At 71.8% G+C, this 16601-nt stretch carries 16 protein-coding genes; 9 read left to right on the forward strand and 7 right to left on the reverse strand.

Annotation, left to right across the window (positions count from 1 at the left end):
• Positions 1–54: 54 nt before the first annotated feature.
• The 3 genes from ACFYUS_RS02010 to ACFYUS_RS02020 all read right to left on the reverse strand — a co-directional run bounded on the left by ACFYUS_RS02010 (position 55) and on the right by ACFYUS_RS02020 (position 3811).
• Positions 55–2358 carry a tetratricopeptide repeat protein gene (locus ACFYUS_RS02010; RefSeq protein WP_388844578.1) on the reverse strand — a complete coding sequence of 768 codons (2304 nt, stop codon included), beginning with the start codon at positions 2356–2358 and terminating at the stop codon, positions 55–57.
• Complete coding sequence (locus ACFYUS_RS02015; RefSeq protein WP_388844580.1) at positions 2336–2776, reverse strand: hypothetical protein; 441 nt, start codon at positions 2774–2776, stop codon at positions 2336–2338. Before ACFYUS_RS02015 ends, ACFYUS_RS02010 begins: the two co-directional genes overlap by 23 nt.
• Positions 2777–2890: 114 nt before the next feature.
• Positions 2891–3811 carry a hypothetical protein gene (locus ACFYUS_RS02020; protein ID WP_388844582.1) on the reverse strand — a complete coding sequence of 307 codons (921 nt, stop codon included), beginning with the start codon at positions 3809–3811 and terminating at the stop codon, positions 2891–2893.
• A 176-nt stretch (positions 3812–3987) separates the two neighbouring features.
• On the opposite strand from ACFYUS_RS02020, the gene ACFYUS_RS02025 reads away from it, so the two are divergent.
• Both ACFYUS_RS02025 and ACFYUS_RS02030 read left to right on the forward strand, forming a co-directional pair.
• Entirely contained in the window at positions 3988–4332 is a 345-nt protein-coding gene (locus ACFYUS_RS02025) for a hypothetical protein (protein WP_388844584.1), read from the forward strand.
• Positions 4333–4363: 31 nt separating this feature from the next.
• Entirely contained in the window at positions 4364–5527 is a 1164-nt protein-coding gene (locus ACFYUS_RS02030) for a hypothetical protein (protein ID WP_388844586.1), read from the forward strand.
• Between the two features lie 27 nt (positions 5528–5554).
• Here the strand turns inward: ACFYUS_RS02030 and ACFYUS_RS02035 are convergent, their stop codons facing one another.
• Positions 5555–5941 carry a DUF192 domain-containing protein gene (locus ACFYUS_RS02035; RefSeq protein ID WP_388844588.1) on the reverse strand — a complete coding sequence of 129 codons (387 nt, stop codon included), beginning with the start codon at positions 5939–5941 and terminating at the stop codon, positions 5555–5557.
• A 40-nt stretch (positions 5942–5981) separates the two neighbouring features.
• On the opposite strand from ACFYUS_RS02035, the gene ACFYUS_RS02040 reads away from it, so the two are divergent.
• Together ACFYUS_RS02040 and ACFYUS_RS02045 are read left to right on the forward strand one after the other, a co-directional pair.
• On the forward strand, positions 5982–6719 hold the full coding sequence (locus tag ACFYUS_RS02040) for a prepilin peptidase (protein WP_388844589.1): 738 nt from the start codon (positions 5982–5984) through the stop codon (positions 6717–6719).
• 25 nt (positions 6720–6744) lie between these two features.
• Entirely contained in the window at positions 6745–8229 is a 1485-nt protein-coding gene (locus ACFYUS_RS02045; protein WP_388844591.1) for a DUF2079 domain-containing protein, read from the forward strand.
• A gap of 292 nt (positions 8230–8521) precedes the next feature.
• Here the strand turns inward: ACFYUS_RS02045 and mgrA are convergent, their stop codons facing one another.
• Entirely contained in the window at positions 8522–9559 is a 1038-nt protein-coding gene (mgrA, locus tag ACFYUS_RS02050; protein WP_388844593.1) for an L-glyceraldehyde 3-phosphate reductase, read from the reverse strand.
• Positions 9560–9670: 111 nt separating this feature from the next.
• Between mgrA and ACFYUS_RS02055 the strand changes: the two genes are divergently transcribed.
• The 5 genes from ACFYUS_RS02055 to ACFYUS_RS02075 all read left to right on the forward strand — a co-directional run bounded on the left by ACFYUS_RS02055 (position 9671) and on the right by ACFYUS_RS02075 (position 15420).
• Complete coding sequence (locus ACFYUS_RS02055; protein ID WP_388844594.1) at positions 9671–10432, forward strand: isoprenyl transferase; 762 nt, start codon at positions 9671–9673, stop codon at positions 10430–10432.
• 325 nt (positions 10433–10757) lie between these two features.
• On the forward strand, positions 10758–12083 hold the full coding sequence (locus ACFYUS_RS02060) for a PhoH family protein (protein WP_388844596.1): 1326 nt from the start codon (positions 10758–10760) through the stop codon (positions 12081–12083).
• Positions 12084–12459: 376 nt separating this feature from the next.
• Entirely contained in the window at positions 12460–13182 is a 723-nt protein-coding gene (locus ACFYUS_RS02065) for a lytic transglycosylase domain-containing protein (protein WP_388844597.1), read from the forward strand.
• Between the two features lie 115 nt (positions 13183–13297).
• Positions 13298–14740 carry an AI-2E family transporter gene (locus ACFYUS_RS02070; RefSeq protein WP_388844599.1) on the forward strand — a complete coding sequence of 481 codons (1443 nt, stop codon included), beginning with the start codon at positions 13298–13300 and terminating at the stop codon, positions 14738–14740.
• Complete coding sequence (locus ACFYUS_RS02075; protein ID WP_388844601.1) at positions 14737–15420, forward strand: hypothetical protein; 684 nt, start codon at positions 14737–14739, stop codon at positions 15418–15420. The genes ACFYUS_RS02070 and ACFYUS_RS02075 overlap by 4 nt, the downstream gene beginning before the upstream one ends.
• Positions 15421–15472: 52 nt before the next feature.
• Here ACFYUS_RS02075 and ACFYUS_RS02080 read toward each other — a convergent pair whose 3' ends face one another.
• Positions 15473–16006, reverse strand: coding sequence for an alkyl hydroperoxide reductase (locus ACFYUS_RS02080; protein ID WP_388844602.1), 534 nt, complete (start codon positions 16004–16006; stop codon positions 15473–15475).
• A gap of 13 nt (positions 16007–16019) precedes the next feature.
• Positions 16020–16574, reverse strand: coding sequence for a peroxiredoxin (locus ACFYUS_RS02085; RefSeq protein WP_388844604.1), 555 nt, complete (start codon positions 16572–16574; stop codon positions 16020–16022).
• Between the last annotated feature and the right edge of the window lie 27 nt (positions 16575–16601).

The raw sequence follows: 16601 nt of genomic DNA on the forward strand, positions 1-16601 counted from the left end.
GAGATCGGCGTCAGCGATGCCCCTTCCGTAGGAGCAGGGCTCGAAGCTTGCGGCTCAAGCTTCGGGTCGACCTGTTCCGCCGCGCCGGAACCAGCGCCGCTGTTCTCGCTTCTCGCGCAGGGTGTCGTCGAGGTTTGCCTTGGCGAGGTCTTCGTTGTGCTGGTCGCCGAGCGCTCGGAAGAAGCCGACAGCCGTGGTGAGAGCGATGATGGCTTCGTCGAAGCGTCGTACTTCTCTCAGGGCGTTGCCGAGGTTGTTGAGTGCCGCGCCTTCGCGGTAGTGGTCGCCGAGTTCGTGGAAGGTGTGGGCGGCTTGGGTGTGGGTGGTGATGGCGTCGTCGAAGCGTCGTACTTCCCACAGGACGACGCCGAGGTTGTCGAGTGCCTGGCCTTTGCTGTGGTGGTCGCCGAGTTCGTGGAAGGTGTGGGCGGCTCGGGTGTGGGTGGTGATGGCTTCGTCGAAGCGTTGCACTTTCCACAGGGCGATGCCGAGGTTGCCGAGCGCCATGGCTTCGCCGTGGCGATCGCCGAGTTCGTGGCAGATCGTGAGGTTTGCGGCGTGGGCGATGATGGCTTCGTCGAAGCGTTGTGCTGCTTGTAGGGCGTTGCCGAGGTTGCCGAGTGCCTGGCTTCCGCGGTGCTGGTCGCCGAGTTCGTGGAAGATGTGGGCGGCTCGGGTGTGGGCGGTGATGGCTTCGTCGAAGCGTCGGACTTCCTCCAGGTCGTTGCCGAGGTTGGTGAGGCACTGGCCTTCGTTGCGGTGGTCGCCGAGTTCGCGGCAGATGGCGATGGCTCGGGTGTGGGCGGTGATGGCTTCGTCGAAGCGTCGGACTTCCCGCAGGGCGCTGCCGAGTGCGCTGAGCGCCATGGCTTCGCTGTGACGGTTGCCGAGTTGGCGGGCCGCGGTGAGGGCGTGCTCGCCGATGGCGAGCATGTCGTGGAAGCGGCGGCGATGATGCAGATAGACGTTCAGGCATTCGGCCAGGCGCAGGGCCGTGGAGGGGGCGTCGGCAGTGGTGCGGGAGACCGTGGCGATGAGGTTGGCGCGTTCGGCGTCCAGCCAGGTCAGGGCGGCGGCCCGGTCGGGGAAGAGCTCGGGCACCGGGTGGCCCGGCAGCGCGCGTAGGTGGTCGTCGGCCGCGTCGCAGGTGACGAGGTAGTGCGTGAGGAGTCGTTCCAGGGCTTGGCTCTCGTCCTGCTGAGGGGGGAGTTCGACGGCGTACAGGCGGATCAGGTCGTGCATCCGCCAGCGGTCGGAGCCGACCGGATCTTCGCTGATCAGGCAGGACCGTGTGAGGGAGGCCAGACTTCTGCGGGTCTCTCGGACGGGTCGGCCGCTCAGGGCGGTGGCGGCCTCGGTCGACAGGTCGGGGCCCGGGTTGAGGGGAAGCAGCGCGAAGAGTCGGGCCTCCCGTTCCTTCAAACGCCGGTGCGACAGGTCGAACGCGGCGCGGACCGCCAAGGTGCGTCCGGTGACGTCCTCGTGCTGCAGCGACTCCAGCCGGGTGTGGGCGTCGGCGAGTTCGTCCGCCAGTGTGGCGATCCGGAGTCCTGGGTCGTCGATCAGCAGGGCGGCGGCGATGGTCAGGGCCAGCGGCAGGCGGCCGCAGTGGCCGGCCACCTGCTCCAGTGCCTCGGGCTCCGCCCTGGCCCGCTCGTCGTCCGAGTGGACCTGGGTGAGGGAGTCGGCGATCAGCGCGATGGCCGACGTGGTGTCCAGCTCGTCCAGGGGGACGAGTCGGGGCCGGAAGTCGGGCGCGGTCAGGGCGTCGCGGGACGTGGCGAGGAGCCGGTGGCCCGGGTGTGCCGGGACCAGGGGGAGCAACTGGGCGGGGGAGGAGGCGTCGTCGGCGAGGATCAGGACCGGGCCGTGGTCCCTGGCGCGGCGGGCCAGCTCCGACTGGTACAGGCCGGCCTGCTCCTCGACCGTCGGCGGCAGGTCCTCGGTCCGTACGCCCAGGGCCCGCAGCAGTGCCTCAAGCGCCTGGTCGGGGCCGACCGCGCCGGTCGGGACGTAGCCGCGCAGGTGGACGAAGAGCGTTCCGCCGGGGAAGTGGCCCAGAGCGACGGCCCGGTGGGCGGTGTGCAGGGCCAGGGCCGTCTTGCCGACACCCGGGAGGCCCGTCACCACCGTCACGCCCGACCCCGTTCCGCCGGGGGCGAGCGCCTCGAGGAGTTCGTCGGTCTTCGCCGTACGACCGATCAGCTCCGGCGCCGGAGGCAGGGCGTCCAGGGCCTGCGGCGCGGGCCCGCCGCCCGACTCCCAGTAGTGCACGTCGCGGCCGGCCTGGATGATCCGGGCGTTGCCGGAGGCGTCGGCCTGCTGTGTGACGTGCTCAGGGTCGTGTCGACTGGTCATCGGCCCCCGCTCCGTTGACGTGCTGATCCCCGCCGACCTGGGTGACGCTTCCCCGGTCGGATGCTTCCGCCTGCTGTTCCACCCGGTCAGGGGCGGCGGACGCGGGGGTGGGGGTCCGGCTGCCGCCGACCTGGATGACCTGGCCGTCGCCGGTCGCCGTCGCCCGCTGCGTCACCGTGCGCCCGGGCGCAGGCGTGAGTGCGGGCGCAGGCGGCTGTTCCCGCCCCGCCCACCAGCCGATCCCCGCCGCCACCACCGTCGCCGCCACGGTGGCGAACGCGATCGCCACCGCGAACCGCGTCTCCTCCCCCTTCGGCAGCCACCCCCACGACATCGCCCGGGCCGCCCACAAGCACACCCAGAACGTCACGGCCGCCGCCACCACGGCCACCGTCCACCGCATCGGACGAGACGACATCCGACCCCCCTTGGTCCCTGTACGTGGTTCCCCCTTGGGCCCCGTACGTAGTTCCCCTCTTTCCCGCTCGCGCGCCCCCGTAACAGGCCTTCTCGCACGCCGGGTTCCGCGCCGTCAGAGGCTCAGCGCCGCCCTCACCGTCGCCACCATCCGCGCCGGGTGCTGGAACACCTCCCGTGCCGTGAACCGCAGCACCCGGCGGACCTCCGGGCACGACTGGAGCGCGTTGAAACGGGCGACGTCCCGCTCGTGGGCCCGGCGGGTGCCGTGGAACGCGTATCCCTCGATCTCGACCGCCAGACCCGCCGCCCGGAAGAGGAAGTCCGGGCGCAGGGTCCGGCCCTCCGGTGTCCGGACCGCCGGTTGGGACTCGGCGAAGAGGCCGGCGTCGCCCATCCGCAGGCGGGCCACCGTCTCGGCAGGGGAGCCGGATGCCGGTTCGGTCAGGGGGAGCCAGGCGCGGGCGCGACCTCCGCCTCGCCGGGGTGCGGCGAGTTCCGCGGCCAGTTCCTCGTAGCGGACGACGGCCTCGCGCCGTACGCCTGCGACGGCCCGGTGGGCGAGGGCCGAGTCCGCGACGACCACGGCCTCCTCGCGGGTCGCGGAGGTTCGTATCAGGTCGCCGACCGTTCGTGCGGGGGTCGTCGTCCGCAGCCCGCGCCGTATCGACCGGTCGTGGGGCGTCAGGAATGTGGTGCCGTGGATCCGTACGGCCGCGCCGGGCGCGGACCGGGCCGGGGCCGGGGCCGTGAATTCCAGGGGGTCGTCCGCGGCCGCCGTTCCCAGCCGCTCGATGCGGTGCAGTCGCGCCGCCGTGCCGTGGCTGCAGACCAGTTCAGGGCGCAGGAACTGGAGGGCGGTCGCTCTCAGCCGCCAGTCCAGCTCCCTCCCCGGGGCCGCCCAGGCGCCCCGGCAGATCCGCTGCCAGCCGTCACGGCGCAGGCGGCCGGCCAGGCGGCCCGGGGGCCAGCCCGCCGCGACCGCCCAGACCGTCAGGAGTACCCCGCCCCTGGCGAGGATCGCCAACTCGTACATACGCCCAACGATCCACGGAAGAGGGACACTTCGCACCCCCTGTGGAAAACCTCCCGAAAGGTGTCGCCAGGAAAGCGTAAATATGGCGAGACGTACGCTCCGGGCAGGAGCATTCTGGACAGATGACGGCGAGCCCGAGCGCGACCCCGAGCGTGAATCCCGGCGCGACTCCCAGCGTGCAACTGGTCAGTGACCTCGTCACCCGCATCCCGGAGTTCCGGGGCGCGTACGAGACCCATGTCTTCCATCAGGGCGGAGTCCTGCCGCACGTGTTCTTCTGGGACGTCGTCCAGGACACCGTCCGGTCCTTCCTCGGCGAGGCCCCCGGCGCGGCCGACTGGCGCCGCACGCTCGACTTCCTGGAGGAGCAGAGCGCGCGCGGGGTCATCGGCATCGACGAGGTCATCGTCACGTCGTTCCTCGGCGACCTGCCCTCGCCGCACGAGCCCGGGCACGCCATCGTCGAGCAGCTCGGTCCCGTCATGGCCGCGAAGTTCGTCCGGATAAGGCCCCTCGGATGAGCCCTGGGGGCGGCCCCGGATAATCGGGCGCATGCCCCTGACCAGGCCCGACCGACCCGACCGACCCGACCGGCCCGATCGACCCGGCCGATCCGCCCTGCCCCTGCGGCCCGACCGTTCCGTCCTCGCCGCCCTCGGCGGGTACGCCGCCACCCGACTCGTCGGGCTCGTCGTCCTCGCCGTCGCGGCCGGTGCCACCGGGAAGGACGGGCTGCACCGGCTCAACGGTCGCTGGGACTCCGTCTGGTACGTCCGCATCGCCGAGCACGGCTACGGGTACCAGGTCACCCTGCCGAACGGCGACGTCCACTCCGACCTCGCCTTCTTCCCGCTCCTCCCGGCCCTGGAGCGCGGCCTCTCCGCCCTCCTCCCCGTCGACGCGCCCACCGCCGGGCTGCTCGTCTCCTGGACCGCCGGGCTCGCCGCCGCCTGGGGGATCCACGCGTGCGGTGCCCACGTCGCCGGAAGAAGGGCCGGCGTGCTCCTCGCCGTCCTCTGGGGGGTGTACCCGACCGCCTTCGTGCAGTCGATGGCGTACACCGAGACCCTGTTCACCGCGCTCGCCGCCTGGTCCCTGTACGCGGTGCTGCGCGGGCGCTGGATCCTCGCCGGGGTCCTGTGCGCGGTCGCCGGGCTCACCCGGCCGACGGCCGCCGCGCTGATCGCCGCCCTCGGCATCACGGCCCTCGTCACCCTCGTACGGGAACGGCGGCTGCCCGCGCGGACGGTGGCCGGGGTGCTGATCGCGCCGCTGGGCTGGCTCGCGTACGTCGCCTACGTCGGGGTCCGCGAGGGCGGCCCGACCGCCTACTTCGACGTCCAGGCCGCCTGGGGCAACTCCATCGACTTCGGTGTCGCCCTCGCCCTGTTCATCGCGGGCCTGCCGTGGCCCGCCGCCCTCGGGCTGTGCGCGGCGCTCGCGCTGCTCGGCTGGCTGGTCGCGCTGTGCGTGCGGCAGCGGCAGCCGCTGCCGCTGCTCGTGTACACGATCGGCGTCGTGTTCGTCTCGCTCGTCGGCGCCGCCTACTTCGGCTCCCGGCCGCGCCTGATGATGCCCGCGTTCGGGCTGCTCCTCCCGCCCGCCGCGGCCCTCGCGCGCGTGCGGACCCGCACCGCCGTTCCCGTCCTCGCCGGGCTCGCCCTCGCCTCCGGCGTCTACGGGGCCTTCACCCTGCTCGGTTCGGGGCCCCCGTGAGGTCCACACGCGCGCGTACCCCCGGTTTCAGTCCCCCGTGAGGTCCACGCGCACGCGTACCCCCGGTTCCAGTCCCCACCCCGCCATCGCGCCCGCCTCCGCCTCCAGTACGTGCCGGCCGCGCGGCCGGATCATGCCGAGCCGCCCCGGCCGCATCGTCACCACGGACCGGACCGTGAGGGAGCCGTCCAGGTAGGCCACGTCGATCGGGAAGCGCATGCCGAAGGTGTGCACGCTGTTCGTCCGCACGATGAGCAGCGCCCCCGTGATGCCGTCCCGGCCCAGCAGTCCCCGCCGCCGTGCCCGGTACGAGGCCGCCACCTCCAGCGGGACCTCCCGAGCGGGCGCGCCCACCGCCAACGTCCCCGTCCCGTCCACCCATTTCCCCGCCCGTTTCCCCGCCCGTTCTCCCATGCGGCAGACCGTAGCGGCCCCGGCGCCTAGGGTCTCGTCCGTGTACGTCACGCTGATCGCCGTCGCCGCCCTGTGGGGGGCCGCCGTCGGGCTGCTCGTGCCCCGGGCCGCGTACCGGTTCTCCGTGGAGCCGGAGGAGCCGTGGCGGGACCGCTGCCCCGCAGGGCACGTGCTCGCCGGGCCGGGGCGCGGCTGGCTCGGTGGCCCCGGGAGGCAGGACTGCGCGACCACCGGGAGCCCGCTCCTCGCGCCGCTGCTCACCGCCCTGGTCTGCGCCGCGCTCGCCGCCGCCACCGGCGGGCCCCGGCCCGAGCTGGCGGTCTGGCTGCTCGGCGCGCCCTTCGCCGTCCTCCTCGCCACGGTGGACGCGCGCGTGCACCGGCTTCCGGACGGTCTGACGCTGCCGCTGGCCGTCGCCGTCCCGCTGCTCCTCGGCGGCGCCGAACTCCTCCCGTACGAGGGTGGATCCTGGATCCACGCGCTGCTCGGCGGGCTCGTCCTCGGCGGGGCCTATCTGGTGCTGTTCCTGATCAGCCCGAGCCAGCTCGGCTTCGGCGACGTGAAGCTGGCGGTCCCGCTGGGCGCCGCGCTCGGCTGGTACGGCTGGGGGGTGCTCTTCGCCGGGGCCTTCGCCGGGTTCCTCCTCGGCGCGCTGTACGGTCTCGGCCTCGTCCTGCTGCGCCGGGCCGACCGCTCCTCGGCGATCCCCTTCGGGCCCTTCATGCTCGCCGGCGCGCTGCTCGGCCTCCTCCTCGGCGCGTTCACCGCGATTCCCTGAAAGCCCGCCCCTAGCATCGCCGCACATGCTGACAATTGCGAGCGAAGCACCCGTAAAGGGCAAGGCGTCCGCGCCCCCGACCCGCCGGTCCCTCGTCCCCTGGGCCTGGGCCCTCGGGCTCTTCCTCCTCTACGCGACCGTCGCCGTGCGCCGCCACCAGCTCCTGCGGACCACCGGCTACGACCTCGGCATCTTCGAGCAGGCCGTCCGTGCCTACGCCGAACTGCGGGCGCCCGTCGTCCCCTTGCGGGGAGAGGGGTTCGACCTCCTCGGCGACCACTTCCACCCCCTGCTCGCGGTCCTCGCGCCCCTCTACCGGATCTGGCCGTCCCCGCTCTGTCTGCTCCTCGCCCAGTCCGCGCTGCTCGCCCTCGCCGTGGTCCCGCTCGCGCGCCGGGCCGGGGTCGTCCTCGGACCGGCGGCCGCGCATGCCGTCGCCGCCGGGTACGGGCTGAGCTGGGGGATCGCCTCCGCCGCCGCCTTCGACTTCCACGAGGTCGCGCTCGCCGTCCCGCTGCTGTCCTTCTCCCTCGAAGCGCTGGCGGGGCGGCGCTGGCGGCAGGCCGTCGGCTGGGCGGCGCCGCTGCTGCTGGTCAAGGAGGACCTGGGGTTCACGCTGGCCGCCGTGGGGGCGTACGTCGCGATCAAGGGGCCCCGCCGCCTCGGGCTCGTCACCGCCGCCGCCGGGGTCCTCGGCTCGCTCCTGGAGGTGAAGGTCCTGCTGCCGGCCTTCAATCCCGGCGGGGGATACGCCCACGGCGGGAACCTCGCCGACGCGCAGGGCTCCCTGCTCTCCGCCCTCGCGCACGCCCCGCTCGACCTGCTGCGCCCCGAGGTGAAGGCGGTCACCCTGGTCCTGGTCTTCGCCCCGTCGGCGTTCCTGGCGCTCCGGTCACCGCTCGCGCTGACCGCCGTCCCCACGCTCGGCTGGCGGCTGCTCTCCGAGAACGGCTTCCACTGGGGCACGGCCTTCCACTACAGCGCGATCCTCATGCCGGTCGTCTTCGCCGGTCTCGTCGACGCGCTCGGCCGGCGGGCCCCCGAAAGGCGTGAGCTGAGGGCCGTCCTCGCGACCGTCCTCGCCGTGACCGTCGTGCTGCTCCCGTCCTTCCCGCTGGCCCAGCTCGCCCAGCGGGCCACCTGGCACACCACGCCGCACATCGAGGCGGCCCGCGCGCTGCTCGCCCGGATCCCCGACGGCACCACCGTCGCCGCCTCCAACCGGCTCGCACCGCAGCTCACGGCCCGCTGCACGGTCGTCCTCTTCCCCACGTTCCCGGTGGGCGGCGAGCTCTACCGCTACGACGTCCCGCGCATCCCGGCGCCGACCGCCGAATGGATCGTCCACGACGAGCGGGCGCCCGAGGCCTGGCCGTACCCCTCCGGGCACTGGCCCTACCCCCTGGAGCGGCAGCGGGCCGAGCTGGAGGCCGCGGTCCGGACGTACGGCTACGAGGTCGTCGCCCGGCGTGACGGCATCACGCTGCTGCACCGGCGATCCGACGCCTGACCTGCCGGGAAGCCGCCCGCACCTGCCGGGAAGCCGCCCGCGGACGTCAACGCCGCGCCCCTGCGGGCCGGTCCCCCTTGGGAGGGACGGAACCCCGCCGCCACGCCGGGGCGCAAACCCGCCACAGGGCCCCGGAGCCCTTGTGTCGCTTGGGATCCGGCGCATCCGACACGCTTTGTTCGGCGCACGTGGCACGCAACACGACTATCGAAGGGTTATGGTGGAAACCCCCCCTCGGGCCGGTCCGTATCCCCCCCACGGACCGGCCCGTTTTCTTTCCACCGGGAACGGGTCAGCCCCGGCCGGCCCAGATGTTCGCGCCGGCGGTGTCCACCGCGAACGAGTCGATCTCCTTGAGCTCCTCGTCCGTCAGCGGCGCGCCCGCGAGCGCGGCCACGTTCTCCTCCAGCTGGGCGACGCTGGACGCGCCGATCAGCGCCGAGGTCATCCGCTCGTCCCGCAGCACCCACGACAGCGCCAGCTGGGCGAGGGACTGCCCGCGCCGCTCGGCGATGTCCGCGAGGCCGCGCAGGCGCCGCAGCACCTCGTCGGAGAGCAGGTTCGGGTCGAGGGACTTGCCCTGGGTGGCCCGCGAGCCCTCCGGGATGCCCTTCAGGTACTTGTTGGTGAGCAGCCCCTGCGCCAGCGGCACGAAGGAGATGCAGCCCATGCCGGCCGCCTCCAGGGTGTCGAGGAGGCCGTCCTCCTCGGTCCACCGGTTGATCATGGAGTACGAGGGCTGGTGGATGAGCGGCCGGACGCCCATGTCCTGGAGGATCCGCGCGGCCTCGGCGGTCTGCTCGCTGTCGTACGAGGAGACGCCGACGTACAGCGCCTTGCCCTGCTGGACGGCGGAGGCCAGGGCCCCCATCGTCTCCTCCAGCGGGGTGTGGGGGTCGAAGCGGTGCGAGTAGAAGATGTCGACGTAGTCGAGGCCCATCCGCTTCAGGGAGGCGTCGAGCGAGGACATCAGGTACTTGCGGGAGCCCCACTCGCCGTACGGGCCGGGGTGCATCTCGTAGCCGGCCTTGGTCGAGACGATCAGCTCGTCGCGGTAGGGCGCGAAGTCCTGGGCGAAGAGCTTGCCGAAGTTCAGCTCGGCGGAGCCGGGCGGCGGCCCGTAGTTGTTCGCCAGGTCGAAGTGGGTCACGCCGAGGTCGAAGGCGCGGCGCAGGATCGCGCGCTGCGTGTCGAGCGCGCGGTCGTCGCCGAAGTTGTGCCAGAGGCCGAGGGAGATCGCGGGGAGCTTGAGACCGCTGCGGCCGGAGCGGCGGTACTCCATGGAGTCGTATCGCTCCGCTGCGGCGCGGTAGAGGGGGGAATCAGTCACGTATCTCTGCTTATCACGGACTTGTGACAGTCCCGGGCTGGGAGCTCGTTACCCCTCCGCAGTAATGTGGCGGCTTCGGGGGGCCGACACTGCATGGAGGGGTAAAGAACAGTGAACCTGCGCGACCTGGTGTACGGGCTCTACGCACGCCGGGTGGAAGGCCGCCTCGACCACACCCAGGTGCCCAAGCACATCGGGGTCATCCTCGACGGGAACCGTCGCTGGGCCAAGGCGTCCGGCGGGACCCCCGAGCAGGGACACAAGGCCGGAGCGGACAAGATCCAGGAGCTGCTGGGCTGGTGCGCCGAGACGGACGTCGAGGTCGTCACGCTCTGGATGCTCTCCACGGACAACCTGAACCGCCCCGAGGAGCAGCTCGTCCCGCTGCTCGGCATCATCGAGAACGCCGTGCGGTCGCTGGCCGCCGACGGCCGCTGGCGGGTCCACCACGTCGGCACGATGGACCTGCTGCCCTCCCGTACGCAGACGGTGCTCAAGGAGGCCGAGGAGGCCACCCGCACCAACACCGGGATACTCGTGAACGTCGCCGTGGGCTACGGCGGCCGGCAGGAGATCGCGGACGCGGTCCGCTCGCTGCTCCTGGAGCACGCGGAGCGGGGGACGAGCTTCGAGGAGCTCGCCGAGATCGTCGACGTCGAGCACATCTCGGAGCACCTGTACACGCGCGGGCAGCCCGACCCGGACCTGGTGATCCGCACCAGCGGCGAGCAGCGTCTGTCGGGCTTCATGCTCTGGCAGAGCGCCCACTCCGAGTACTACTTCTGCGAGGTCCACTGGCCGGCCTTCCGCAAGGTCGACTTCCTGCGGGCGCTGCGGGACTACGCGGCCCGGCACCGGCGCTACGGGGCCTGACCCTTCCCGAGACCCCCGAGACCCCCGAGACCCCACCCGGACATTCCCGGTCGGAACCGATCACCTCGTGTTCATGAACACGTCGTCATATGCCATGGCATGGCAAGGGGCGTTCGAGGGCATACCCCTGGTGAAGTGAGCGGCACGGAGACCGCCACCCGGGAGGCCCCTTGCACCAGGACGACCGTGCGGGACACGTACGGGAGAAGCGGAGGGCCGTGGTTCGGCCCGCGCATCGCGGCCTGAGCCCGGTCCCATTCCGCAGCGACACCGGTTCCGTCGCACCCCGACCTCACAGGGGTCTTTCAAGGGGGTCTGTCCTTCCGTGGTGACCAGCACGAAGCGCCGCCTTTCCGACCGGCGCACCTATGTTCTCGACACCAGCGTCCTGCTGGCCGACCCCAACGCCTTCTCGCGCTTCGAGGAGCACGAGGTGGTGCTCCCGATCGTCGTCGTGACGGAGCTGGAGGCCAAGCGGCACCACCCCGAACTCGGCTACTTCGCCCGGCAGGCGCTGCGCCTGCTCGACGACTTCCGGGTCCGGTACGGGCGCCTGGACGCCCCGCTCCCCATCGGGGACCTGGGCGGCACCCTGCGTGTCGAACTCAACCATTCCGACCCCGGCGTCCTGCCCGCCGGCTACAGGTTGGGGGACAACGACTCACGGATCCTCGCGGTCGCGCGCAACCTCCAGGCGGAGGGGTACGACGTCACGGTCGTCTCCAAGGACCTGCCGCTGCGCATCAAGGCCTCCTCGGTCGGGCTCCTCGCCGAGGAGTACCGCGCCGAGCTCGCCATCACGGACTCCAACGGCTGGACCGGGATGTCCGAGCTCGCGCTCTCCGGCGAGCAGGTGGACCTGCTCTTCGAGCAGCACACGCTGTACGTGCCGGAGGCCGCCGAGCTTCCGGTCCACACGGGCCTGGTGCTCCAGTCCGAGCGCGGCAAGGCGCTCGGCCGGGTCACCGCCGAGGGGAACGTACGGCTGGTCAGGGGTGACCGGGAGGCCTTCGGGCTGCACGGCCGCAGCGCCGAGCAGCGGATCGCGCTCGACCTGCTCCTCGACCCGGACGTCGGCATCATCTCCATGGGCGGCCGGGCCGGCACCGGCAAGTCCGCGCTCGCGCTCTGCGCGGGCCTGGAGGCGGTCCTGGAGCGCCGGCAGCACCAGAAGGTGATGGTCTTCCGTCCGCTGTACGCGGTCGGCGGCCAGGAGCTCGGATACCTGCCGGGCAGCGAGTCCGAGAAGATGAGCCCGTGGGCCCAGGCGGTGTTCGACACCCTGTCCTCGGTCGCCAGCCGCGAGGTCATCGAGGAGGTGCTCGGGCGCGGGATGCTGGAGGTCCTGCCGCTCACCCACATCCGGGGCCGCTCGCTCCACGACGCCTTCGTCATCGTGGACGAGGCCCAGTCCCTGGAGCGGAACGTCCTGTTGACCGTTCTGTCCCGTATCGGGGCGAATTCGCGGGTCGTGCTGACCCATGACGTCGCCCAGCGCGACAACCTCCGGGTCGGCCGGTACGACGGAGTCGTCGCCGTCGTCGAGAAGCTGAAGGGGCATCCGCTCTTCGCCCACGTCACCCTCACCCGCTCCGAGCGCTCCCAGATCGCCGCGCTCGTGACGGAGATGCTGGAGGACGGCCAGATCTGACCGCTTCGTACCCGTCTGTACGGGTAAGGCAGTTGGCGCCGCCCGGCAAAGCGCAGGAGCTTAGCCGGGCGGCGTCGCGCTGTCCTCGTATCCGTCAAAACACCTGCGTCCACCCAGGTGTGAGCTTTCACACGCGGCCCAGAATTGCCTTGCGCCGCCGCCGTCCGGCAGAGTCTTGCTTCCGTCAGGCCCCGCATACGGCACACGTGCACCCTCAGGGGTGCGCACCGCACCACACAACTCCACAGCCGTAGCCGTATGCCGCCCACAGCACCACGGGCCCGTGTCTTCTGTGACCCCGTACGTCGGAGACCAGTGCCAGGGGCAAGATTTCGCCCGCGTGGTCACCTGTGCGGACGTGCTGGAAGGAAACCGTGTGAGCCGGATCTCGGTCCGGGGATTCGCGGTGGCTTCGGCCACTGCGGTCACCACTGTCGGCGCCATCGCCGGTGTTGCCACGGGCAACGCCGCCCAGGCCTCGGACGCCAACTTCGAAGCCACCGCGGCCGACACCACGCTGCTCGCGGACATCCCCGCGGGCGAGCAGGCCCAGGTACAGGTCTCGTCCCTCTCGGAGCAGGCCGACGTCCAGGCCGCCGCCGCCGACGCCGCCGCGAAGAAGTCCGCGGAGGAGACGGCCCGCATCCGCGCCGCCAAGGACGCCGAGGCGAAGAAGGAGGCCGCCGACAAGGCCGCCGCCGAGGCCAAGGCCGAGAAGGAGCGCAAGGAGGCCGAGGAGCGCGCCAACCGCTCCGCCGCCCGCGACGTCTCGTCCTTCTCGGCCCCCGCGGGGGGTGGCGGCTCCTACAGCGTCTCCGAGATCAAGGCCATGGCCCGGTCGATGATGGCCTCGGACCAGTTCCAGTGCTTCAGCAACATCGTGGACCACGAGTCCGGCTGGAACTACCGCGCCTCCAACCCGTCTTCGGGCGCCTACGGCCTCGTGCAGGCCCTCCCGGGCTCCAAGATGTCCTCGGCCGGCGCCGACTGGCAGACCAACCCCGCCACCCAGATCAAGTGGGGTCTCAGCTACATGGACGGCCGCTACGGCAGCCCGTGCGGCGCCTGGTCGTTCTGGCAGGCCAACCGCTGGTACTAGTCCCAGCGCGCTCAACCTCCGAGAACCCCTCACCGTCCTACGGTGGGGGGCTTCTTGCGTGTAGGTTCGCGAGGAGGAAACGGCGGGGCGGGACCTGCGGGGGAAGGGGAAAGCGATGTCCAGAGTGCCGGGATGGCTGTCCGGTATCGGCGCGAGCCTGAGCCGCATGGGCGAACGCCTCGACGAGCGCCGGGCCGAGGCGGAACGGGGCGATCCGCTCGGACCGCCGTACGAGCCCGCCTACGAGGCCGCCTACGAGGTCCCGTACGAGGCACCGCGCACGGCCGCCGCCCCCGCGCGGCCGGCCGCCGCCCCCGCCGACACCGCCGCGCCCCTCCCGGGGGCCGAGGCCGCCGAGCCGGGCCGCTCCGTCCCCGCACCCCCCTCGTACGCGCCGGCCGTCGCCGCCCGCCCCGACCCCGTCGCCGCCATCCCCTGGGGCATGCGCGTGGCCGCCGAGGCGGGCTGGCGGCTGCTCGTCCTCGCCGGCACGGTCTGGGTGCTGATGAAGGTGATCAGCTCCGTGCAGCTGGTCGTCCTCGCCTTCGTCGCCGCGCTCCTCGTCACCGCCCTGCTCCAGCCCACCGTGGCCCTGCTCCGCCGCAAGGGCCTGCCCCGCGGACTCGCCACCGCCGTCACCGCCGTCTCCGGCTTCGTCGTCATGGGCCTGGTCGGCTGGTTCGTGGTCTGGCAGGTCATGGACAACATCGACAACCTGTCGGACCAGATCAAGAACGGCATCGAGGAGCTCAAGCGAGGACTCCTCAACAGCCCCTTCCACGTCACCGAGCAGCAGATCAACGGCATCGCGAAGAACCTCAGCGACTCCGTCGGAGCCAACGCCGAACAGATAACCCAGGTCGGACTCCAGGGCGTCACCGTCGTCGTCGAGGCCATGACCGGCATCCTGCTCGCCATGTTCTCGACGCTCTTCCTGCTCTACGACGGGAAGAAGGTCTGGGAGTGGACGCTCAAGCTGGTGCCCGCCCAGGCCCGGCCGGGCGTCGCCGGCGCCGGCCCGCGCGCCTGGCGCACCCTCACCGCCTATGTGCGCGGCACGGTCCTCGTCGCCCTCATCGACGCCGTCTTCATCGGCATCGGACTCTGGTTCCTCGACGTGCCGATGGCGGTGCCGCTGGCCGTCTTCATCTTCCTCTTCGCCTTCATCCCGCTGGTCGGCGCGGTCTTCTCCGGCGCCCTCGCCTGCGTCGTCGCCCTCGTCACCAACGGCGTGTTCACCGCCCTGATGGTGCTCGTCGTCGTCCTCGCCGTGCAGCAGATCGAGGGCCACATCCTCCAGCCCTTCATCCTCGGCCGGGCCGTCCGCGTCCACCCGCTCGCCGTCGTCCTCGCCGTCGCCGCCGGCGGACTGACCGCCGGCATCGGCGGAGCCGTCGTCGCCGTCCCGCTGGTCGCCGTCGCCAACACGGTCGTCGGCTACCTGCGCGCCTACAGCACCGAACAGGCCCTCCTCAGCACGCCGGAACCGCGCGGTGCCACGGCCTTCGCCGTGGCACCCGTACCGGCGCCGGGCAGCGTCGAGGGGGACCGCGCGTGATATCCGAGCCGGAGCTCGTGGGCGGGGTGGAGTTCGACGCCCCCGAGGTCCTCACCGACGCCCCGCCGCCGCGCCCGCCCCGGGCCCCCCGGCCCTGGCTGTGGGCGCTGGGCGGCGCGGTGCTCGCCTCGGCGGTGTGGGGCGGCGGACTGTACGCGTACGGGCAGCGGGAGGACCCGGGCCCGGATCTGGGCGGGTACCGGACGCTGAAGGAGGAAGGCGAGCTCTGCAGGACGGCGAAGCTGAAGGCGCTCGGCGGGATCCTCGGCAGGCGGAGCGAGGACGGCCACGGGCCCGAGATCGACGATCCGGCCGTGTACGAGGCGTCCTGCTCGATGACCTTCGGCGGTCCGAACACCGGGTACAGCGCCGACCTCACGTACACCCTGCACAAGGTGACGGACCCGGAGCCCGAGTTCGCGGCGCGGGCCGAGCACGCCGAGATCACCACGCCGATCGGCGGTCTGGGGGAGCGGGCCCTCTTCGACGACGTGGGCGGCGAGGGCGGAGAGCTCCGGGTCCTCGACGGCCAGGTCGAGATCCAGTTCCGCCTCTACCGGTACGTCAACACCGACGAGAACGGGAAACCGCTCGAGGAGGCCAAACCCGTCGACCTCTCCGGGATCGACGTCCCGATGACCCAGGACGTGCTGGCGCTGATGGAGGCGCTCAAGAAGTGACGGAAGGGCCCCGGGGTGTGACACCCCGGGGCCCTTCTCGTGCGGCGCGGCCCTACTCGGCGAGCACGGCCTCCGCGTCGAGCGTGACGCCGACCGCCTGGATCACCGCGGCGATCTTGAACGCCTCCTGGATCGTGGCGCGGTCGACACCGGCCTGGCGCAGGACCTGCTCGTGCGAGTCCAGGCACTGGCCGCAGCCGTTGATCGCGGAGACGGCCAGCGACCACAGCTCGAAGTCGACCTTCTCGACGCCCGGGTTGCCGATGACGTTCATCCGCAGGCCGGCGCGCATCGTCCCGTACTCGGGGTCCGACAGCAGGTGCCGGGTCCGGTAGAAGACGTTGTTCATCGCCATGATCGCGGCGGCGGACTTGGCGGCCTGGTACGCCTCGGGCTTCAGGTTCGCCTGGGCCTCGGGCTCCAGCTCCTTGAGCACCTTCGGCGAGCGCGAGGCGATCGCGCAGGCGAGGACGGTGCCCCACAGCTGCTGCTGCGGGAGGTCGCTGTTGCCGATGACCGAACCGAGGTTCAGCTTCAGGTCCTTGGCGAAGTCCGGTATGGCGGACTTCAGTTCGTCGAGAGCCATGTCAGGTCAGCCCTTACTCGCCGGCGAGGAGCGCGGCCGCGTCGAGGGTGTTCTCGCCCTTGTTCCAGTTGCACGGGCAGAGCTCGTCGGTCTGCAGGGCGTCGAGGACCCGCAGGACCTCCTTGGGGTTACGGCCGACGGAGCCGGCGGTCACCATGGTGAACTGGATCTCGTTGTTCGGGTCCACGATGAAGACGGCGCGCTGGGCGAAGCCGTCCTCGCCCTCGACGCCGCAGTCGCGCATGAGCTCGTGCTTGGAGTCGGCCAGCATCGGGAAGGGCAGGTCACGCAGGTCGGCGTGGTCCTTGCGCCAGGCGTGGTGGACGAACTCGGAGTCGCCGGAGACACCGAGGATCTGGGCGTCACGGTCGGCGAACTCGTCGTTCAGCTTGCCGAACGCGGCGATCTCGGTCGGGCAGACGAAGGTGAAGTCCTTCGGCCAGAAGAACACCACGCGCCACTTGCCCTCGTAGGCCTTGTGGTCGATCTGCGCGAACTCCTTGCCGCTCTCCAGCGACACGCAGGCGGTCAGGTCGTAGGTGGGGAACTTGTCACCGACAGTGAGCACGCGCTCTCCTTGCAACAGGAAGGGTCC

Origin of the sequence: Streptomyces sp. NPDC004284, from assembly GCF_042874035.1 — a bacterium.
Taxonomy (GTDB): domain Bacteria; phylum Actinomycetota; class Actinomycetes; order Streptomycetales; family Streptomycetaceae; genus Streptomyces.